Here is an 18,949-nt window from a genome sequence, read left to right on the forward strand (position 1 = left end):
CAACAGCCATCCGGGGCTGCTGCGAACCGGCAAGCCTAACAGCTTGATTTGCAATGATTTAATACCGAAATGGCTGGGCGTCCGTCGTTTTTGGAATAAGCGCTTGTCGCTGTCGGCAATGCGTCTGGCGCGATAGAGACGCAGGCGGTCGCAGACAGGCGGGGGTTGTCACACTTATTTGTTAGCGTCGAGCTCTTTCGATCGGGGAGTAGCGCTATGAGAGTTGCACGCACGTTGTGGGCAGTCGCACTGGCGGCGGGCCTGGCTGGTCAGGCCTTGGCCACGGACCTTAAGCACTGGCCGGCGGATCAGGCCAAGGCGCTGGACGCGATGATCGCGGCGAATGCCAACAAGGGTAACTATGCTGTGTTCGACATGGACAACACCAGTTACCGTTACGACCTCGAAGAGTCCTTGCTGCCATTCATGGAAAACAAGGGCCTGATCACTCGCGACAAACTCGACCCGTCGTTGAAACTGATGCCGTTCAAGGACACCGCCGAGCACAAGGAGAGCCTGTTCAGTTACTACTATCGCCTCTGCGAAGTCGACGACATGGTCTGCTACCCCTGGGTCGCGCAGGTGTTCTCCGGTTTCACCCTCAAGGAACTCAAGGGCTACGTCGATGAGCTGATGGCCTCGGGCAAACCGGTGCCGGCGACGTATTACGAAGGCGATGTGGTGAAGAAGCTCGACGTCAATCCGCCGAAGATCTTCACCGGCCAGCAAGAGCTGTACAACAAGCTGATGGAAAACGGCATCGAGGTCTACGTGATGACCGCCGCCTCCGAGGAACTGGTGCGCATGGTCGCGGCGGATCCGAAGTACGGCTACAACGTCAAACCGCAGAATGTCATTGGTGTCAGCCTGCTGCTGAAGAACCGCGAGACGCAAGAACTGACTACCGCGCGCAAGCAGATCACCGCGGGCAAGTATGACGAGAAAGCCAACCTTGGCCTGGAGCTGACGCCGTACCTGTGGACCCCGGCGACGTGGATGGCCGGCAAGCACGCGGCGATCCTCACCTACATTGATGAATGGAAAAAACCGGTACTGGTTGGCGGCGACACCCCGACCAGCGACGGCTACATGCTGTTCCACGATGTCGACGTGGCCAAGGGCGGCATCCACTTGTGGATCAACCGCAAGGACAAGTACATGACGCAGATCAACGGCATGATGGCCAAGCATGCTGCAGCGCAGGCCAAGGAAGGGTTGCCGGTGACGGCGGACAAGAACTGGGTGATCGTCAAGCCGGAAGATATTCAATAAACGCAGCTGATAGCGGCCAGCTGCAAGCCGCAAGTAAGAGCAACGCAGCTCCTGCTTGCAGCTTGCAGCTTGCCACTTGCAGCTGTTTTAAATCCCGTCGAGCATCGCTTTATTGCGCACTGCGCCCTTGTCGGCGCTGGTCGCCAGCAAGGCGTAGGCCTTGAGGGCGGTGGTCACTTTGCGTGGGCGCTGTTCGACCGGTTTCCAGCCTTTCTTGTCCTGCTCGGCGCGGCGTGCCGCCAGTTCTTCGTCGCTGACCAACAGGTTGATTGAGCGATTCGGAATGTCGATCAGCACTTTGTCGCCATCCTGCACCAGGCCGATCGCGCCGCCAGCGGCAGCTTCTGGCGAAGCGTGACCGATGGACAGGCCCGACGTGCCGCCGGAGAAACGGCCATCCGTCAGCAAGGCACAGGCTTTGCCCAGACCTTTGGATTTCAGGTACGAGGTCGGGTAGAGCATTTCCTGCATGCCCGGGCCGCCTTTCGGGCCCTCGTAGCGAATGATGACGATGTCGCCTTCCTTCACTTCGTCGGCAAGGATGCCGCGCACGGCGCTGTCCTGGCTTTCGAAGATCTTCGCGTTGCCTTCAAAGACGTGGATCGACTCGTCGACACCCGCGGTTTTCACCACACAACCGTCCTGCGCGATGTTGCCGTACAGCACGGCGAGGCCGCCTTCTTTCGAGTAGGCGTGCTCGAAGCTGCGGATGCAGCCGTTTTCACGGTCGTCGTCCAGGGTTTCCCAGCGGGTCGACTGGCTGAAGGCGGTCTGCGTCGGGATGCCCGCAGGGCCGGCCTTGAAGAAGTGATGCACAGCCTCGTCGCTGGTCTGGGTGATGTCCCACTTGGCGATGGCTTCTTCCATGCTGCGGCTGTGCACGGTCGGCAAGTCGGTATGCAGCAGGCCGCCACGGGCCAGCGAACCGAGGATGCTGAAAATGCCGCCGGCGCGGTGCACGTCTTCCATGTGGTACTTCTGAATGTTCGGCGCAACCTTGCACAGCTGCGGAACGCTGCGTGAGAGACGGTCGATGTCGCGCAGGTCGAAATCGATCTCGGCTTCCTGGGCGGCGGCGAGCAAGTGCAGGATGGTGTTGGTCGACCCGCCCATGGCGATGTCGAGCATCATCGCGTTCTCGAACGCCTTGAAGTTGGCGATGTTGCGCGGCAACACCGACTCGTCGTTCTCGCCGTAGTAACGCTTGCACAGCTCGACGATGGTACGGCCAGCCTGCAGGAACAATTGCTCGCGGTCGCTGTGGGTGGCGAGGGTCGAACCATTGCCCGGCAAGGCCAGGCCCAATGCTTCGGTCAGGCAGTTCATCGAGTTGGCGGTGAACATGCCGGAGCACGAACCGCACGTCGGGCAGGCGCTGCGCTCGTACTCGGCGACTTTCTCGTCAGAAGCGCTGGAGTCGGCGGCGATCACCATGGCGTCGACCAGATCGAGGCCGTGGGAAGCGAGTTTGGTCTTGCCGGCTTCCATCGGGCCGCCGGAAACGAAGATCACCGGAATGTTCAGGCGCAAGGCTGCCATCAACATGCCCGGGGTGATCTTGTCGCAGTTGGAGATGCAGACGATGGCGTCGGCGCAGTGGGCGTTGACCATGTACTCGACGGAGTCGGCGATGATCTCGCGGCTCGGCAGCGAATAGAGCATGCCGTCGTGGCCCATGGCGATGCCGTCATCCACGGCAATGGTATTGAACTCTTTTGCCACACCGCCGGCGCGTTCGATTTCGCGGGCGACCAGTTGGCCCAGATCCTTCAGGTGTACATGGCCCGGTACGAACTGGGTGAACGAGTTGGCAATGGCGATGATCGGCTTTTTGAAGTCGTCATCCTTCATCCCCGTGGCGCGCCACAGTGCGCGGGCGCCGGCCATGTTGCGGCCGTGGGTGGATGTTTTGGAACGATAATCTGGCATGGAACACTCCGGGCGGCTAATCAGGTGCTAATCAGGTGCTAAAGGGGAGTGAGCTTCTATGGACCTCTGCAACCCACGGAAATAGCCGTGTGTTACGCAAGTTGCCGATGACGTTGCGGGATCGCCGCTGGTCTCAGCCTGAGCTCATAAACCCGCCGGGGATGAATGGCGATGAATGAGGCGATTCTACACCGCTGGCGTCTGGAGGGAATGGCGCAACGTGCTGCGCCGTGCAGACGGTCGGTGCGGAATGACGACCGGCAGCTTCAATCGCCGCCGGGCTGCGCCAGGGCTGCGGCAGCAAGATTGCTCGCATGCCGGCTGAGCCGGTGGTTGAGCAGCAGGGCTATTGCACTCAGCAGCACGAAGCAATAGCCCAGTGTCGCTTGCAGATTGCTCGGACCAAGGCTGATCAGTGCACTGATCAGCCCGCCGCAGATGAAGATGATCGTGCTGCCCGCTGAAGCCGAGGTACCGGCGTTTTCAGGAAACAGGCTCATGGCCCGCGATGTCGCGGCGGGGCGGGCGATGGTGGTGCCGGCGGTGCAGATCAGCATCGGAATCAGCACCGTGACCGGGGCCAGCGCATGCTCGGCGGCCAGATACAGCATCGCCAGCCCCGCCAGCAATATCAGGCTCAGCCCGGTGAATATCTGCTGAACCGGGGTGATGCGCCGGTTCAGCACGGCAGCAAGAATGCCGCCGACGACATAGGCGGCACCGTACACCAGCAGAATCAACGAAAAATCATACGGCGCGAGCTGCAATTGATCCATGAAGATCAGCGGTGAGATCACGATGAAGGAAAAATGACAGGCGAAGGCAAATGCCGAAATCAGCCAGTAGCCGACGAACTCGACATCTCCCAGCACGCGGCGATAGGACCGGATGAAGCCGACCCGCGCGCTGCTGTCCGCCGGCCGGCTGTTTTGCAAAAACATCCAGGCCTTGACCAGCACCGCCGCGGACAGCGCCGTGAACACCCAGAAACTGCCGCGCCAGCCGAGCGTGGCCTGCAAGAAGGTTCCGGCCAGTGGCGATACCGAGATGAAAATCCCGGTGGCCGTGACCATCAGGATGCGCAGCCGGTCGCGCTCAGCCCCTTCGAACAGATCCTGCACCAGCGCTTGGGACAGCACGAAGCATCCGCACCCCACTGCTTGCATGACCCGAAATATCAGGAACAGGGTGTAATCGCTGGTCATCACGCAACCGAGCGCGCCGAGCATCGACACGCTCATGCCCGCCAGCAGCAAGCCCTTGCGTCCGATCACGTCCGACAGGGGCCCGATCAACAACTGGGCAAACGCGATGCCCACCGCGAACAGGCTGATCGACAGCGCAATGTCTGCCGGCGAACGGGCAAAATGAGCTGCCAGTGCCGGAAATGAGGGTAGCAACACATCCAGCGGGAACACGCCAAGCAGCACCATCGCCAGCAACAGGCCCACCGCTGCGCGGCGTTGGCGGGCGGTTACCACGGATGTTGCGTTATCCATCGATCAGTCCTGCCCTGGCAAAAAGTGTCCGGTTATGGGCCAGTGCAAAAAAACCGGCCTTGTTCAGTGCATCCAGCGTGGCGACGGCGCCTGATCGTGCGCGAGTACGATTGGCCTGCACCGCGGCCATGCCACCGACGATTTCCATCACGTCCGCCTCGGCAATGCCTGCGCCACGCAGGCTCTGCTGCAACCAGCGCTCGTCGGCCTCAAAAAAAATGCCGATGATTTCCAGCAGGGTTCTGCTCACGAACGTGCGCTGACGGCTGAGCATCGACAGCCACAGGTAATGGAACACTTCGGTGAAATAACGGCTGTGGCGAGCCTCGTCGGTCAGATGATCGCGCAGCATGTCGCTGACGCTGGACACCAGGCTGTCGCGACAAACGTCCAGCAGCTCGCGGGCAATGATGGTTTCCGAGACGAAGCCGAGCAGAAACCATGCCAGTGGTCGGTGCTTTTCCGGGGTGCGGGCGATCAAGGCGTTGAGGCGTGCGATGCGCTTCGGCAGTGCCGGACGTCCGCTGATGTCATAGAAACCGGCGATCTGCTCAGCCAGCCGATTGGAGAACAGCGCGTGGTAGCCCTCGTCGGTATAGAGCTGCAACGCCGCGTGTTTCATCGCCAGCGGCACGAAAACCGGCAGTTCGCGATGCACGATCACTTCGACGGCGCGATTGACGATGCGGTGTTCGAGCAGGGTGGTGTAATCGAGAAAGTGCACCAGGTGGTTGGCGGACAATCGTTGCTGCACGTCGCGCCCCGCCGCCTGGATCGCGGGGTGCGCCAGATAGGGAATGAAGGCCGGGGGAAACCAGTGACGGGTTTGCAGTTGCACGGCCACGTCGTCCGGTAACAGATAATCGTGGGTGCTGCTGCGCACCGAGGCGCGGCTTTCCCAGTCCTTGAGGGTGAACTTCAATGCCCAAGACACAGGCGCCTCATCCGGCTCGGCAGTCGTCTGGCTCATGCTTGGCCCTCGCTCAACAGTTCGTGCATCTCGTAGCACATCGCTTGGCCGTCGCTTCGCCCACAGCCGACGAAGAACAGCGGTTGTTCGGCGCTGTCCTCAAGAGCAAGCAGGGTTTCGACCTGCCGATCGGCAAACGCACCGGTCAGCCAGGTATTGAGGCCGAGCGCCGTGGCAACCAACTGGAAAGTTTGCGACAGGTGGCCGGCCTCTACGAAGGCCATGCGGTAGGCCCGTGAGTGTTCATATTTCCACCAGAGCCGGTCGAAGCGAGCAGTAATGAACACCCCAAGCGGCAGGTTGTTGATGAAATGCTGGCCAGCGAGCAACTGACCCAGCGCGGGCTCTGGCAAAGGATTGACCGGGCTCAGTGAGTGCTCGGTCGGGCGGTAGCTATAGACGCCCGACTCCAGGCCATCGACGTTTTGCACCAGCAGAAAGGCTTCGCAGGCGTTCAGCCCGCCAGCGGAAGGGCTGCTTCGACGAGCACCGAGCCCTGGGGCGATGCTGTCGTCGCGGTCATGCTCGCGCTCTTCGAGATAACCGAAAGAAAGATAAAGCAGCGTACCGACCTCATCCAGCGTGACCGCTGCGTCTGTGTAAGTGCGACAGGTTTTGCGCTGCAGCAGGGCGCGCGTCAGGCTCTCGTTCATCAATGCGCGGGGCCTGGGCAAGGCAATGTGTCGCTCTGCCTTGCATTTCGGACGATTTGTCGCCGGTGGTGTTACGGCGAGCACTTCCTTGCAGTGCGCCAGATAATGTCTGGACCACTCCTGGATATTCTGGGGCGTATGTTCACAGGGAATATTTTGTGTGCCGATATGATAAATCTTCGACAATTCGTCCCAGCCCCAGGATGAGTTGTCGAGTTTTGAAATGGTTAGAATGCCTGCGTTTAATAGTTCGGTGTCTATGATGTTTTGCGGGTCGAAGAGTTTAGGGTTGTCGATCAAGTGCGCCAGGCGAATTGTATGGTTGAGATCAAGTTCATGTTGGGTATGGTCTTTGTAATTCCATATGACTTGTCCGGAAGGGCGCGGCAATATGAAGAGAAAGGGATTGATGTGCATGAGGGCGTTTCACTCTGGGTAAAGTCTGAAAGGACGCCGGGTTGCCGGCACTCCCCGGCGTCCTGCCTTACTTAGCGGGCTTTAGCGGCAACCAGAAAAGCCAGGTTTGCGAGTTTTTTACTTTCCAGAGAAATGCTTTTCATAATGTGAACTCCATGTTCATTGATAGTTGAAGTCACCTCGTGGTGACAACTTCATAATAGTTTGTAATGGATTATTGGCAAGGGGATATTGGGTAGGAAAATTCCAGTAATTTTGTCGGAGCTATCTTTGTGCTTGGTTACACTTGTAGGCAAAATTTCATCAATTAAAAGGTGCAGAGAAACGTCCTGCATGACTGGAGGAAAGTAATTGTAGGAAGTTTGAATAAAACTTACGCCTGAGCGGCGTGCAAAACAAACGGGGGAGCTTGCTGGCTCCCCCGTTCTGCGCGTGAATCAGCTGTTGGGCAGCAGGCGGCAGGTGATGCTCTTGATGTAGCGTGTCTCGGCGATCGCCGGGTGCACCGGATGGTCCGGACCCTGACCGCCACGCTCCAGCAACTGAATGTTGCGATCCAGGTGACGGGCACTGGTCAGCAGGATGTTCTGCAGGTCGTCCTCGGGCAGGTGCATCGAGCACGACGCGCTGACCAGGATGCCGTCCTTGTTGAGCAGGCGCATGGCTTGCTCGTTCAGGCGACGGTAAGCGCCTTCGCCGTTTTTCATGTCTTTCTTGCGCTTGATGAAGGCGGGCGGGTCGGCAACGATCACGTCGAAACGCTCTTCGCTGGCCTTCAATTCTTTCAGGGCTTCGAAGACATCGCCTTCGATGCAGGTCATCTTGTCGGCGAAACCGTTCAGCGCCGCGTTACGCTCAACGCCGTCGAGGGCGAATGCCGAAGCGTCGACGCAGAACACTTCACTGGCGCCGAAGGCTGCCGCTTGCACACCCCAGCCACCGATGTAGCTGTAGAGGTCGAGGACGCGTTTGCCTTTGGCGTAAGGGGCGAGGCGGGCGCGGTTCATGCGGTGATCGTAGAACCAGCCGGTTTTCTGCCCCTGAATCACCGGTGCTTCGAATTTCACGCCGTTTTCTTCCAGTGCAACCCATTCCGGCACCAGACCGAACACGGTCTCGACGTAGCGGTTGAGGCCTTCGGCATCACGGGCGGCGGAGTCGTTCTTGAACAGAATGCCACTTGGCTTGAGCACCTGAGTCAGAGCGGCGATCACGTCGTCCTTGTGCGCTTCCATGGTCGCCGAAGCAATCTGCACCACCAGAATGTCGCCGAAGCGGTCAACCACCAAGCCTGGCAGCAGATCGGAATCGCCGTAGACCAGACGGTAGAACGGCTTGTCGAACAGACGCTCGCGCAGCGACAGGGCCACGTTCAAACGGTGCACCAGCAAGGACTTGTCCAGCGCTACTTTAATGTCGCGCGACAGCAGGCGTGCACAGATCAGGTTGTTCGGGCTCATCGCGACGATGCCCAACGGCTTGCCACCTGCGGCTTCGAGGATGGCTTGATCGCCAGCGTTGAAGCCGTGCAGCGGGGTCGCGGCTACATCGATTTCGTTGCTGTAGACCCACAGGTGACCGGCGCGCAGGCGACGGTCGGCGTTGGCTTTAAGGCGCAAGCTAGGCAGGGACATGACGTCGCTCCGGAAAAAAGAGCGGGAGTATAGCGTGTTGAGGTTTGCGCAGGGCCGGGGAAGCGATGAAACGCTGATGGCGCTTTCGCGAGCAGGCTCGCTCCCACATTTGGAATGCGTTCCAGTGTGGGAGCGAGCCTGCTCGCGAAAGCAAATTCAGCCCTTACGCAGCCAGTGCGTCAATCAGGGCCTGACTGAATGCCGGCACGTCGTCCGGCTGGCGGCTGCTGATCAGCTTACCGTCCTTGACCACTTCCTGATCGACCCAGTTGGCACCGGCGTTGACCAGATCGTCCTTGAGGGTTTTGTAACTGGTCATGGTCTTGCCATCGACCAGCCCCGCCGAAATCAGCAGCCAGCCGCCATGACAGATCACCGCGATCGGCTTGCCGGCCGAGGCGGCAGACTTGACCAGTTGCTGGGCATTTTCATCGATGCGGATGGTGTCCGAGTTCTGCACACCGCCGGGCAGGACCACGGCGTCGTATTGATCGATGTTCACGGCCTGGAAGGTGTTGGCGACGGGGAAGTCGTCCGCCGGTTTGTCATGGTTCCAGCCTTTGACCGTGCCGGCCTTCGCCGAGAGGATTTCGGTCTGAGCGCCCGCCTGGTCAAGGGCTTCCTTGGGACCTGTCAGTTCCACCTGTTCGAAACCATCGGTTACCAAAAAAGCGACGCGTTTGCCGTTCAGGGAATTAACCATCGATAAGCTCCTGAGTCTGTGGGGATTTTTCACCGCGCCGGACGTGAAAAGTGCAGCGGGCCTCACAGACTCCGAAGCCTGGGCTTGAATGAAAGTTCCGGCGATATGCCCGTCGGTGTGTCGCCGTGCGGTTTCAGCGGTTAGAATCGCCGCCTGTCCCAGAGTGTGTACTTATGTCCCAAGAGCTGACCACCGAACAGATTCAACAATCGCTGCAAGGCATCAGTGTCCCGGCGCAACCGCAGATCATGGTGGATCTGCAAATGGAGCAGTACATGCCCGACCCGGACCTGGAGGTGATCGCCAAGCTGATCTCCCAGGACCCGGGCCTGTCCGGCGCGCTGCTGAAAATCGTCAATTCGCCGTATTACGGCCTGAGCAACAAGATCACCTCGATCCAGCGCGCGGTGAACCTGTTGGGCAGCCGTTCGATCATCAACCTGATCAACGCGCAGTCGATCAAGGGCGAGATGAACGACGCCACCATCGTCACCCTCAACCGTTTCTGGGACACCGCCCAGGACGTGGCGATGACCTGCCTGACCCTGGCCAAGCGCATCGGCACCCAGGCCGGCGATGAAGCCTATGCGTTGGGGTTGTTCCACGATTGCGGCGTGCCGTTGATGCTGCAGCGTTTCCCCGATTACATGACCGTGCTGGAAGAGGCCTACGCCAGCGCCAGTCCGGAATGCCGTGTGGTCGACACCGAAAACCGCGTGTTCAACACCAACCATGCCGTGGTCGGTTACTACACCGCAAAATCCTGGCGCCTGCCGGAGCATGTCAGCGCGGCCATCGCCAATCACCACAACGCTTTGGCGATTTTCAGCGACGAGTCGTCGAAGAACAGTCAGCTGAAAAATCTCCTGGCGATTCTGAAAATGGCCGAAAACATCTGCGCATCGTATCGGGTGCTGGGCAACCAGACCGAAGACTTCGAGTGGAACGCCGTTGGCCCGCTGGTGCTCGATTACATCGGCCTGTCGGACTACGACTTCGAAACCCTCAAGCAAACGATCCGCGACCTCGGCGCGCATTGATTCGAGGACAGCATGCCTGAACTGCCGGAAGTCGAAACCACCCGCCGCGGCATTGCCCCGCATCTGGAAGGCCAGCGCGTCAGCCGGGTGATCGTGCGTGACCGGCGGCTGCGCTGGCCGATCCCCGACGATCTGGATGTGCGCCTGTCGGGGCAGCGCATCGTGCTGGTCGAGCGCCGCGCCAAATACCTGTTGATCAATGCCGAGGTCGGCACGCTGATCAGCCATCTGGGCATGTCAGGCAATCTGCGTCTGGTCGAAGCCGGGTTGCCGGCGCTCAAGCACGAGCACGTCGACATCGAGCTGGAGTCGGGGCTGGCGCTGCGCTACACCGATCCACGGCGTTTCGGTGCGATGTTGTGGAGCAGCGATCCGCTCAATCATGAATTGCTGCTTCGCCTCGGGCCGGAGCCGTTGACCGACCTGTTCGATGGCGAGCGGCTGTTTCAGCTGTCACGCGGGCGGGCGATGGCGGTCAAGCCGTTCATCATGGACAATGCGGTGGTGGTCGGGGTCGGCAATATCTATGCGACCGAAGCGCTGTTTGCCGCCGGGATCGACCCGCGTCGGGCGGCCGGCGGGATTTCCCGCGGACGCTATCTGAAGCTGGCGATCGAGATCAAACGCATCCTCGCTGCGGCCATCGAGCGCGGCGGCACCACGTTGCGTGATTTCATCGGTGGCGACGGGCAACCGGGATATTTCCAGCAGGAGCTGTTTGTCTACGGCCGCGGCGGTGAACACTGCAAGGTCTGCGGCACCGGCCTGCGCGAGGTCAAGCTTGGGCAGCGCGCCAGCGTATTCTGCCCGCGCTGCCAGACCTGAAAAAAATCTCGGGTCTATAGTGAGGTCTCACTGTTCAGCCCGAAGGATCGCGCCATGAAATGCCTGCAAGTCCTCTTCGTCACGCTGCTGTTGTGTTCCAGCCTGGTCGCCCGGGCCTCGGAAAACGGCAGCGGTGATCCGCGCTACACCATCCAGAACCCACCGGCGTATGCAATGCTCGGCGACCTGCTGATCGCTCGGCCATTGTTAGTCGTGGCGACGGTGATTGGCGCCGGGGCGTTTGTCGTGTCGTTGCCTTTCACCGCGCTGGGCGGCGGGGTCGGCGATGCCGGGCAGGCGCTGGTGGTCGACCCGGCGAAGGCGGCGTTTGTGCGGTGTCTGGGGTGTATAGGGGAGGGGTTTGAGCAGCGCGAGTGAGCCAGGTTTTGTGGTGCTGCTGATGGCCTTTTCGCGAGCAGGCTCGCTCCCACATTGGAGTGCATTGCAAATGTGGGAGCGAGCCTGCTCGCGAAGAGGACCGGATTGGCGCTGAAGAATCAGGCCTTACCCGTGATCTTGCGGTACTTCTCCATCAACTGCTCTTCAGTCTCTGGATGCGCTTCGTCCAGCGGAATGCAATCCACCGGGCAGACCTGCTGGCACTGCGGTTCGTCGTAGTGGCCGACGCACTGAGTGCACAGGTTGGGGTCGATCACGTAGATCTCTTCGCCCTGGGAGATGGCGGCGTTCGGGCACTCGGGTTCGCAGACGTCGCAATTGATGCAATCGTCGGTGATGATCAGGGACATGCTAACTCCAGCCGGGGCGGCAGGCCCGGGCGCTATAAATCAATGCGCGCAATTGTGCCGCATTGGCGCCCGCAGTGCACGCGGGCGCCGTTTGAACGGTCGTTACTTTTTGAAGCGCAGGGTCAGCGCGTCGGCCACGGCCGGGTGGACGAACTTGCTGATATCGCCGCCCAGCGCGGCAATTTCCCGCACCAGCGTCGAGGAAATGAACGAATAGCGTTCCGATGGCGTGAGAAACAGGCTCTCCACATCCGGCGCCAGCTGACGGTTCATGTTGGCCAGCTGGAATTCGTATTCGAAGTCCGACACCGCGCGCAAACCACGCAGGAACACATTGGCGTTCTGCTCTTTGGCGAAATGCGCCAGCAGCGTCGAAAAGCCGACCACTTCCACGTTCGGCAAGTGCCGGGTGACTTCGCGCGCCAGTTCCACACGTTGTTCCAAGGGGAACAGCGGGTTCTTTTTCGGGCTGGCGGCGACGGCAATGATCACGTGGTCGAACAGGCGCGAGGCGCGTTCGACCAGATCGCCATGGCCCTTGGTAATAGGGTCGAAGGTACCTGGGTACAACACTCGGTTCATCGCGTCGTCCTGGCGGGAGTCCGTTGGGGAGTCGGATGGTATCGCAGCCTAACCGGTCGGCCAAGTCGCCTGTGCGGTAAGAAAGCACTATAGACGCCAGCAATCATCGGTTCTTTCATGGATTTCTCAGCCGATCGGCGAGCGACGTCGCCAGTTGCGCGGTCAGGCCATACACCGACAATTGCGGGTTGGCGCCAATGCTGGTGGGGAATAGCGAGCCGTCGTGGATCGACAGATTGGCCAATTGATGATGGCGCCCGAGGCTGTCGCTCACCGCGCTTCTGGCCTCCTCACCCATGGCGCAGCCGCCCATCACATGGGCGCTGCCCAAGCGTGTGCGGTACAGCTCAAGGCTCAGCCCGTCGATCAGGCTGCGCGCTTCGCCCAGGGTTTTCACGTAGCGGGCGTCGGCGTGCATCGGCATCACCGATTTCGCGCCGCCGGCGAACTGGATTTCCGCCATGACATGAAAGGCCCGGCGCAAACCATCCCAAGCGTAGGGCGAAACCTGATAGTCGAGCACCGGCGAACCGTCGCCGCGCAGCTCGACCGAGCCGCCAACGCTGTCCGGGTGAAAACCGTCGCGCAGCAAGGCGAGCATGGCGTGGGTGTGCGGCAGGTCGGCCATGTGTTGCGCATTTTCTGCGCCGAAGCCGCCGAGCAGGGTTGCCGCCAGTGCCGGGTGCAGCGGCGGTACTTCGAGTTTGAAGGCCATCGGCCCGGTGGTGCCGTCCTTCCATTGGAAATGGTCGGAGTAGATCGACTGTGGCGCGCCGTAGAACGGGTTGATGACTTCGTCGAAGCGCGCGGCGGACATGTTTACAGGGTGCAGAAAGGTGCGCTTGCCAAGGGTTTGATGCGGGTCCGGCGCGTCGGACCGCAGCAGCAGTGCCGGGCTGTTGATGCCACCGCCGGCCAGCACGTAATGCCGCGCTTGCACAGTGATGCGCCGACCGCTCGGCTCGACGCAGCGCTCGTCCATGGCCACGCATTGCAGACCGGTGACCTTGTCGCCGCTGATCAACAGTTTTTCCGCGCGCGCCAGATAGAGCAGCTCGCCACCCTTTTCCAGGGTCGCCGGAATGGTCGTGACCAGCATCGATTGCTTGGCATTGGCCGGGCAGCCCATGCCGCAATAGCCGAGATTCCAGCAGCCGCGCACGTTGCGTGGGATCACATGCCAACTGTAGCCGAGCTGTTCGCAGCCCTTGCGGATCACGTCGTTATTGGCGTTCGGCGGCACCAGCCATGGCGCGACGCCAAGGCGCTGCTCCATTTTTTCGAACCACGGCGCCATCTCGGCCGGGCTGTGGCCTTTGACGTTGTGTTCCCGGGCCCAGTGCTCAAGGGTCGGATCGGGCGTGCGGAAGCTCGAGGTCCAGTTGATCAGCGTCGTGCCGCCCACTGCACGGCCTTGCAGGATGGTAATCGCGCCGTCCTTGCTCATGCGCCCGATGCCTTCCTGATAAAGGCTGCTGTAGGCCTGGGCTTCAAGCATCTTGAAGTCGGAGCTGGTTTTCAGCGGGCCTTCTTCGATCAGCAGGACTTTATAACCGGCCGCGCTGAGAATTTCCGCAGTGGTACCGCCGCCAGCGCCGCTGCCGATGATCGCTACATCGGCTTCAAGGGTCAGGTCGTCGGTCAGTTGCGAACCGTTGTAGGTTTTCCAGCCGCGGGCGAGGCCTTCGCGGAAAGGATCGGGTACGGGCATCGGTCGGGCTCTCTTTTATTATTTTTGGATGCAAGGTGTGGCGACTGGCCTCTTCGCGAGCAGGCTCGCTACCACATTTGAAATGCATTGCCTCTGTGGAGCGAGCCTGCTCGCGAAGGCCGCGCCGCCGATTTCAAACGGTGGGCGGCCCCGGATATCCGCAGTGCGCCCAGGATTGCGGCCGCGTGTACCACGCCATCGTCACCATCTGCTGCAGCGAGCTATGGCCCATGCGCAAAAGACTCAGCGAGCTGTTTTCCCAGCGCTCGAGAAAATGCCGCATGGCCGCGGGGCTGGCGTTTTCCCAACTGCCCCAGATGCCGGTGAGCGGCCCGCGGGTGACGGCCATGCCCAGCACGTCGAACAATTGCCGGGTGAGCTTGAGCATTTCCGGCGACAGGTGATCGAGGCTGTAGTCCAGCGACTTGAGCGTGCCATCGACCGCAGTCGGCAGCTTCTCGGCCGCGACGGCGCCGTCGAGCATCACCGGGATCAGCGCGCGCAGAAACAGCAGATCGCCGTCGCGCAGTGAGACAAAACCGTTGGCCGCGATGCTCGACGAGCAGCCGCTGAGGCTGGCGCCGAGGCCGGCGGTGGCGAGGAAGGCCGTTGCGCCGAGGCTGAATTTCAGCAGGCCACGGCGCGACAGCGCGGGTGTTTCAGTCAGGCTTGGGTGCATTGTTTTTATTACCCGGCGGTGACCCGCGTTTAGCGAATGAACAGTTTCTGAATCAGTTTCTGCAAGGTTTTGCCATAGGGCGGGTAGATCAGCCTGGCGGCATTGAAACGCTGTTTGACCAACACGCCTTTGGCTTTGCTGAACGTCAGGAAACCTTCGTGACCGTGGTAATGACCCATGCCGGACGCACCGATGCCGCCAAACGGCATGTCGTCCTGCGCGACATGCAGCAACGTGTCGTTGAGGCACACGCCGCCGGAATGGGTTTCGTGCAGCACGCGGTTCTGTTCGCGTTTGTCGTAGCCAAAGTAGTAAAGAGCCAGAGGACGTGGGCGCTGATTGATGTAAGCAAATGCCTGCTGCAGATCGCGGTAAGGCACGATCGGCAGCAGCGGGCCGAAGATTTCGTCCTGCATCACGGTCATCTCGTCGCTGACATTCAGCAGCACGCTGTGCGGCATGCGCCGGCCTTGGCCCTGTTCGAACAGCGGAATCAACAGCGCGCCCTTGCTGGTGGCATCGCTGACGTAGCCGTTGAGGCGGGCCAGCTGACGGTCGTTGATGATCGCTGTGTAGTCCGGATTGTCGGCGAGCGTCGGGTAAAAACCTTGCACGGCCTGGCGGTAGGCTTCGACGAAAGCGCCGACGCGATCTTCCGGCACCAGCACGTAATCGGGGGCAACGCAGGTCTGGCCGGCGTTCAGGGTCTTGCCGAAGGCGATGCGTTCGGCGGCGTCCTTGAGCGGCACGTCGTGCGAGACGATGGCCGGGGATTTGCCGCCCAGTTCGAGGGTCACCGGGGTGAGGTTTTCCGCCGCGGCGCGCATCACATGTTTGCCGATGCTGGTGGCGCCGGTGAACAGCAAGTGATCGAAGCGCAGGCGGGAAAATGCCACGCCGATATCGGCCTCGCCGAGGACTACGCAGACCAGATCTTCGGGGAAGATGCGCGACAGCAGTTCCTTGAGCAACAGGCCGGTAGTCGGGGTCGATTCGCTGAGTTTGAGCATCACCCGATTGCCCGCCGCCAGCGCGCCGACCAACGGGCCGACGGCCAGATACAACGGGTAATTCCACGGCACGATCACGCCGACCACGCCCAGCGGCTGATAGACCACTTTTGCCGAAGCCGGCTGGAACGCCATGCCGACCTTGCGCCGCGAGGCCTTCATCCAGCTTTTGAGATGACGGCTGGCGTAATGAATACCGTGCAGGCTCGGCATCAGTTCGGCGAGCAGGGTTTCATCGGCGCTGCGATGACTGAAATCCGCGCTGATGGCGGCAATCAAGGCCTGCCGTTCGCTGCTGAGCAGATCCGCCAGAGCCTTGAGCCATTGCCGGCGCTGGGCGGCGGGCGGCATCGGATTGGCGGCGTAGGCGGCACGTTGCGCCTCGAACAACCGATCCAGCTCGGCCAGCGCGGGCTGCAGCGTTTGCAGATAGGCAATATCGGCAGTCATGGTCTGCTCCGGATTTTATTGTAGTGACGAGCTTTTTAGAGTCTATGCTCTAGAAAGTCAAATGACTTCCGTGCACGGCGGTGTTTTATCCATTTCCGGTTAGGTCGTAAGATGCCCACACACGCACTCTGAATTAAAGCTCAAGCCATGGCCCCACGAATAAAAACCAGCGAGCGTATCGTGCTCAACAGCCTCGAACTGTTCAATCAGCAGGGCGAGCGCAGTATCAGCACCAATCACATTGCCGCCCACATGGAGATCTCTCCGGGCAACTTGTACTACCACTTCCCCAACAAGCAGGCGATCATCGCCGTGCTGTTCAGTGAGTACGAAAGCCTCGTCGACAGCTTTCTCCGCCCGCCGCAGGGCCGCGCAGCGACGGTCGAGGACAAGCGTTTCTATCTCAAGGAACTGCTCTCGGCGATGTGGCGCTACCGCTTTCTGCACCGCGACCTCGAGCATCTGCTCGACAGCGATCCGGAGCTGGCAGCACGTTACCGGCGCTTTTCCCAGCGCTGCGTAATTCAGGGGGCGGCGATCTACGAAGGTTTTGTCGCCGCTGGGATTCTCGACATGGACCGCGTGCAGATCGAATCCCTGACCCTCAATGCGTGGATCATCCTGACTTCGTGGGTGCGGTTTCTGTGCACCACTCGGGAAAACTCCAATCACCTCAGCGAACAAGCCATCAAGCGTGGCGTGTACCAGGTGCTGGTGCTGGAAGCCGGGTTTGTCACCGCGCAGGCGCGCGACGAGGTCAATGCGCTGTTCGAAGAATTCTACGTGCCGCTGGCCCAGGCCCTCGAAGACGTCAAATAAGCCTTTTGTGTTGATACCCAGGAGCCCGTTATGCCGATTGCGCAACTGATCAGCCCTGTCGCACTGGACGCCCGCAAGGCGCAGCCGGGACTGGTGATTCTCGATTGTCGCTTCGCCCTCGAAGACCCCGACTACGGTCAGCGCAGCTACGCCGAAGGGCACATCGCCGAAGCGAGCTTCGCCGATCTCGAACGGGACCTGAGCGGCAAAGTCATCAAAGGCGTGAGCGGCCGTCATCCGCTGCCCGAGCCGGCGGCGCTGATCGAACGCCTGCGAGATTGGGGCATCAGCAATGACAGCGACGTGGTTCTCTACGACGACGGCCCGGGTGCCTACGCGGCACGGGCGTGGTGGTTGCTGGCATGGCTGGGCAAGCGCGACGGGGTGTTCATTCTCGACGGCGGGCTCAAGGCCTGGCATGCGGCGGGGCTGCCGCTGAGTCTGGATCCGCCGACCGTTGCCCGCGGCCATTTCAGCGGCCAGCCGGACATGAGCCTGCTGCTTAGCGCCGAGCAATTGCAGCAGCGCCTGGGTCAACCGTCATTGACCTTGATCGATGCCCGCGCACTGCCGCGCTTCAAGGGCGAAGTGGAACCGATTGATCCGGTCGCCGGGCACATTCCCGGTGCGCAGTGCGCGGCGTTCACCGACAACCTCGGCAGCGACGGGCGCTTTCTGCCGGCTGATCAGCTCAAGCAGCGTTTTGCGGCGAAACTGGGCGATCGCTCGCCTTCAGATCTGGTGGCTTACTGCGGCTCGGGGGTGACGGCGTGTCATAACCTGTTCGCCCTGTGCCTGGCCGGTTACCCGCTGGGTGCGCTGTATGCCGGGTCGTGGAGCGAGTGGATCAATGAGCCCTCGCGGGGCGTTGCCACGGGCGAGTAATCAGCGCGTGCCCCTGTAGGAGTGAGCCTGCTCGCGATAGCGGGTGTGTCAGTTAAAGATGAAGTGACTGACAGGGCGCCATCGCGAGCAGGCTCACTCCTACAGGAGCTGTGTGCGCAACCACTGCGGAATCCGTCGCTCCAGGTAATAACCGGGTTTGCGAACCGAGCCATCGACGAAACCGACATGCCCGCCGCGCGGCTGCAACTCGAATTGCGTGCAGGCCGACAGCTCATCGGCCTGCGGCAGGCTGTACGGGAATACGAACGGATCGTCCGCCGCCTGAATGATCAGGGTCGGCGTGCGAATCTCGCCGAGGAAATAGCGACTCGAGGCGCGCCGGTAGTAATCCTCGGCGTCGCTGAAGCCGTGCAATGGCGCGGTCACCCGGCCATCGAAATCCCAAAACGTGCGCATGTTTTCCAGCGAACCGAGCGCCGCCAGTTTGGCCAGGCCATCCTCACGACCGTCATGCTGAAACTGCCGCTGCTTGTTCTTGATGTAAGCGACCATCTCACGCATGAAGTGCGCCTGATAAACCTTGGAAAAGCCCTGGCCGATACGGTCGGCGCACTGATCGAGGCGAAACGGCACCGACACCGCCACTGCGCCCATCAGGCCACTGCCGCTGCCGGTCTCGCCCAGATGCTTGAGCAGAACGTTGCCACCGAGTGAATAGCCGACCGCAAACAGCGGCGCCAGCGGGCGTTTCGCATGCAAGTGTTTGATGGTCTCGGCCAGATCTTCGCTGGCGCCGGAATGATAGCTGCGCGGCAGCAGGTTCGGTTCGCCCGAACAGCCACGCCAGTTCAGCGCAACGCTGGCCCAGCCCTGATCAGCCAAGGCCTTTTGAATGCCGGCCACATAAGGCGAGTTGGAAGAGCCGGTCAGCCCGTGCAATACCAGAACCAATGGCGCTTCGGCGCTGTGCGGGCCGTGCCAGTCGAGATCGAGAAAATCGCCGTCCTCCAGCCATAGGCGCTCACGCTCGCGCTCGATGTGCACGGTTTTGCGCCACAGCGGCCCCCACAAGGTTTGCAGATGCGGGTTGCGCAGGCCGAAGGCGGGGGCGAAGCGTTCAGACGAAGGGGGCACGATGGTTCTCGATGTGCGTAGGGCAAG

General features: G+C 60.9%; 18 protein-coding genes. 6 read left to right on the forward strand and 12 right to left on the reverse strand.

The features are described 5' to 3' along the window. The first annotated feature begins 216 nt into the window (after positions 1 to 216). The gene (locus V6F91_RS11555) at positions 217 to 1,272 is read left to right on the forward strand and encodes a haloacid dehalogenase-like hydrolase (RefSeq protein WP_332764444.1); all 1,056 of its coding nucleotides are present in this window, start codon (positions 217 to 219) and stop codon (positions 1,270 to 1,272) included. A gap of 87 nt (positions 1,273 to 1,359) precedes the next feature. Here V6F91_RS11555 and ilvD read toward each other — a convergent pair whose 3' ends face one another. From ilvD to V6F91_RS11585, 6 genes are all read right to left on the reverse strand, one after another. Beyond that, positions 1,360 to 3,201 (reverse strand): dihydroxy-acid dehydratase, encoded by a 1,842-nt coding sequence (gene ilvD, locus V6F91_RS11560; protein ID WP_332764446.1) that lies wholly within the window; start codon positions 3,199 to 3,201, stop codon positions 1,360 to 1,362. A 266-nt stretch (positions 3,202 to 3,467) separates the two neighbouring features. Next, positions 3,468 to 4,700, reverse strand: a complete 1,233-nt coding sequence (locus tag V6F91_RS11565; RefSeq protein WP_332764449.1) for a multidrug effflux MFS transporter — start codon at positions 4,698 to 4,700, stop codon at positions 3,468 to 3,470. Beyond that, a complete protein-coding gene (locus V6F91_RS11570; RefSeq protein ID WP_332764451.1) occupies positions 4,693 to 5,670 on the reverse strand; it encodes a diiron oxygenase in 978 nt (325 codons plus the stop codon). Before V6F91_RS11570 ends, V6F91_RS11565 begins: the two co-directional genes overlap by 8 nt. Then, on the reverse strand, positions 5,667 to 6,740 hold the full coding sequence (locus V6F91_RS11575) for a SagB family peptide dehydrogenase (RefSeq protein ID WP_332764453.1): 1,074 nt from the start codon (positions 6,738 to 6,740) through the stop codon (positions 5,667 to 5,669). Before V6F91_RS11575 ends, V6F91_RS11570 begins: the two co-directional genes overlap by 4 nt. Before the next feature lie 437 nt (positions 6,741 to 7,177). Then, positions 7,178 to 8,374, reverse strand: coding sequence for a class I SAM-dependent rRNA methyltransferase (locus V6F91_RS11580; RefSeq protein WP_093429813.1), 1,197 nt, complete (start codon positions 8,372 to 8,374; stop codon positions 7,178 to 7,180). A 163-nt stretch (positions 8,375 to 8,537) separates the two neighbouring features. Then, a complete protein-coding gene (locus tag V6F91_RS11585) occupies positions 8,538 to 9,077 on the reverse strand; it encodes a type 1 glutamine amidotransferase domain-containing protein (RefSeq protein ID WP_332764457.1) in 540 nt (179 codons plus the stop codon). A gap of 173 nt (positions 9,078 to 9,250) precedes the next feature. Here V6F91_RS11585 and V6F91_RS11590 point away from each other — a divergent pair, with 173 nt between their 5' ends. Genes V6F91_RS11590 through V6F91_RS11600 form a run of 3 tightly spaced genes read left to right on the forward strand, consistent with a single transcriptional unit; the run spans position 9,251 to position 11,320 of the window. Further along, positions 9,251 to 10,117 carry an HDOD domain-containing protein gene (locus V6F91_RS11590; protein WP_332764459.1) on the forward strand — a complete coding sequence of 289 codons (867 nt, stop codon included), beginning with the start codon at positions 9,251 to 9,253 and terminating at the stop codon, positions 10,115 to 10,117. 12 nt (positions 10,118 to 10,129) lie between these two features. Further along, complete coding sequence (mutM, locus tag V6F91_RS11595; RefSeq protein WP_332764461.1) at positions 10,130 to 10,942, forward strand: bifunctional DNA-formamidopyrimidine glycosylase/DNA-(apurinic or apyrimidinic site) lyase; 813 nt, start codon at positions 10,130 to 10,132, stop codon at positions 10,940 to 10,942. A gap of 54 nt (positions 10,943 to 10,996) precedes the next feature. Further along, positions 10,997 to 11,320, forward strand: a complete 324-nt coding sequence (locus tag V6F91_RS11600; protein WP_332764463.1) for a multidrug transporter — start codon at positions 10,997 to 10,999, stop codon at positions 11,318 to 11,320. Between the two features lie 119 nt (positions 11,321 to 11,439). Here the strand turns inward: V6F91_RS11600 and V6F91_RS11605 are convergent, their stop codons facing one another. From V6F91_RS11605 to V6F91_RS11625, 5 genes are all read right to left on the reverse strand, one after another. After that, the gene (locus tag V6F91_RS11605; RefSeq protein WP_003195146.1) at positions 11,440 to 11,691 is read right to left on the reverse strand and encodes a YfhL family 4Fe-4S dicluster ferredoxin; all 252 of its coding nucleotides are present in this window, start codon (positions 11,689 to 11,691) and stop codon (positions 11,440 to 11,442) included. Between the two features lie 102 nt (positions 11,692 to 11,793). After that, entirely contained in the window at positions 11,794 to 12,273 is a 480-nt protein-coding gene (coaD, locus tag V6F91_RS11610; RefSeq protein ID WP_042606545.1) for a pantetheine-phosphate adenylyltransferase, read from the reverse strand. 115 nt (positions 12,274 to 12,388) lie between these two features. Next, positions 12,389 to 13,984, reverse strand: coding sequence for a GMC family oxidoreductase (locus V6F91_RS11615; RefSeq protein ID WP_332764467.1), 1,596 nt, complete (start codon positions 13,982 to 13,984; stop codon positions 12,389 to 12,391). A 133-nt stretch (positions 13,985 to 14,117) separates the two neighbouring features. Next, entirely contained in the window at positions 14,118 to 14,663 is a 546-nt protein-coding gene (locus tag V6F91_RS11620) for a twin-arginine translocation pathway signal protein (RefSeq protein ID WP_332764469.1), read from the reverse strand. Positions 14,664 to 14,692: 29 nt separating this feature from the next. After that, complete coding sequence (locus V6F91_RS11625; RefSeq protein ID WP_332764472.1) at positions 14,693 to 16,123, reverse strand: coniferyl aldehyde dehydrogenase; 1,431 nt, start codon at positions 16,121 to 16,123, stop codon at positions 14,693 to 14,695. 147 nt (positions 16,124 to 16,270) lie between these two features. Here V6F91_RS11625 and V6F91_RS11630 point away from each other — a divergent pair, with 147 nt between their 5' ends. Both V6F91_RS11630 and V6F91_RS11635 read left to right on the forward strand, forming a co-directional pair. Continuing rightward, a complete protein-coding gene (locus V6F91_RS11630) occupies positions 16,271 to 16,942 on the forward strand; it encodes a TetR/AcrR family transcriptional regulator (protein ID WP_122596593.1) in 672 nt (223 codons plus the stop codon). Between the two features lie 30 nt (positions 16,943 to 16,972). Further along, entirely contained in the window at positions 16,973 to 17,827 is an 855-nt protein-coding gene (locus V6F91_RS11635; protein ID WP_332764476.1) for a sulfurtransferase, read from the forward strand. A 99-nt stretch (positions 17,828 to 17,926) separates the two neighbouring features. Here V6F91_RS11635 and V6F91_RS11640 read toward each other — a convergent pair whose 3' ends face one another. Then, positions 17,927 to 18,922 carry a hydrolase gene (locus V6F91_RS11640; protein WP_332764478.1) on the reverse strand — a complete coding sequence of 332 codons (996 nt, stop codon included), beginning with the start codon at positions 18,920 to 18,922 and terminating at the stop codon, positions 17,927 to 17,929. Positions 18,923 to 18,949: the final 27 nt, after the last annotated feature.

This window comes from Pseudomonas koreensis, from assembly GCF_036668835.1.
Classification (GTDB): Bacteria; Pseudomonadota; Gammaproteobacteria; order Pseudomonadales; family Pseudomonadaceae; genus Aquipseudomonas; species Aquipseudomonas koreensis_I.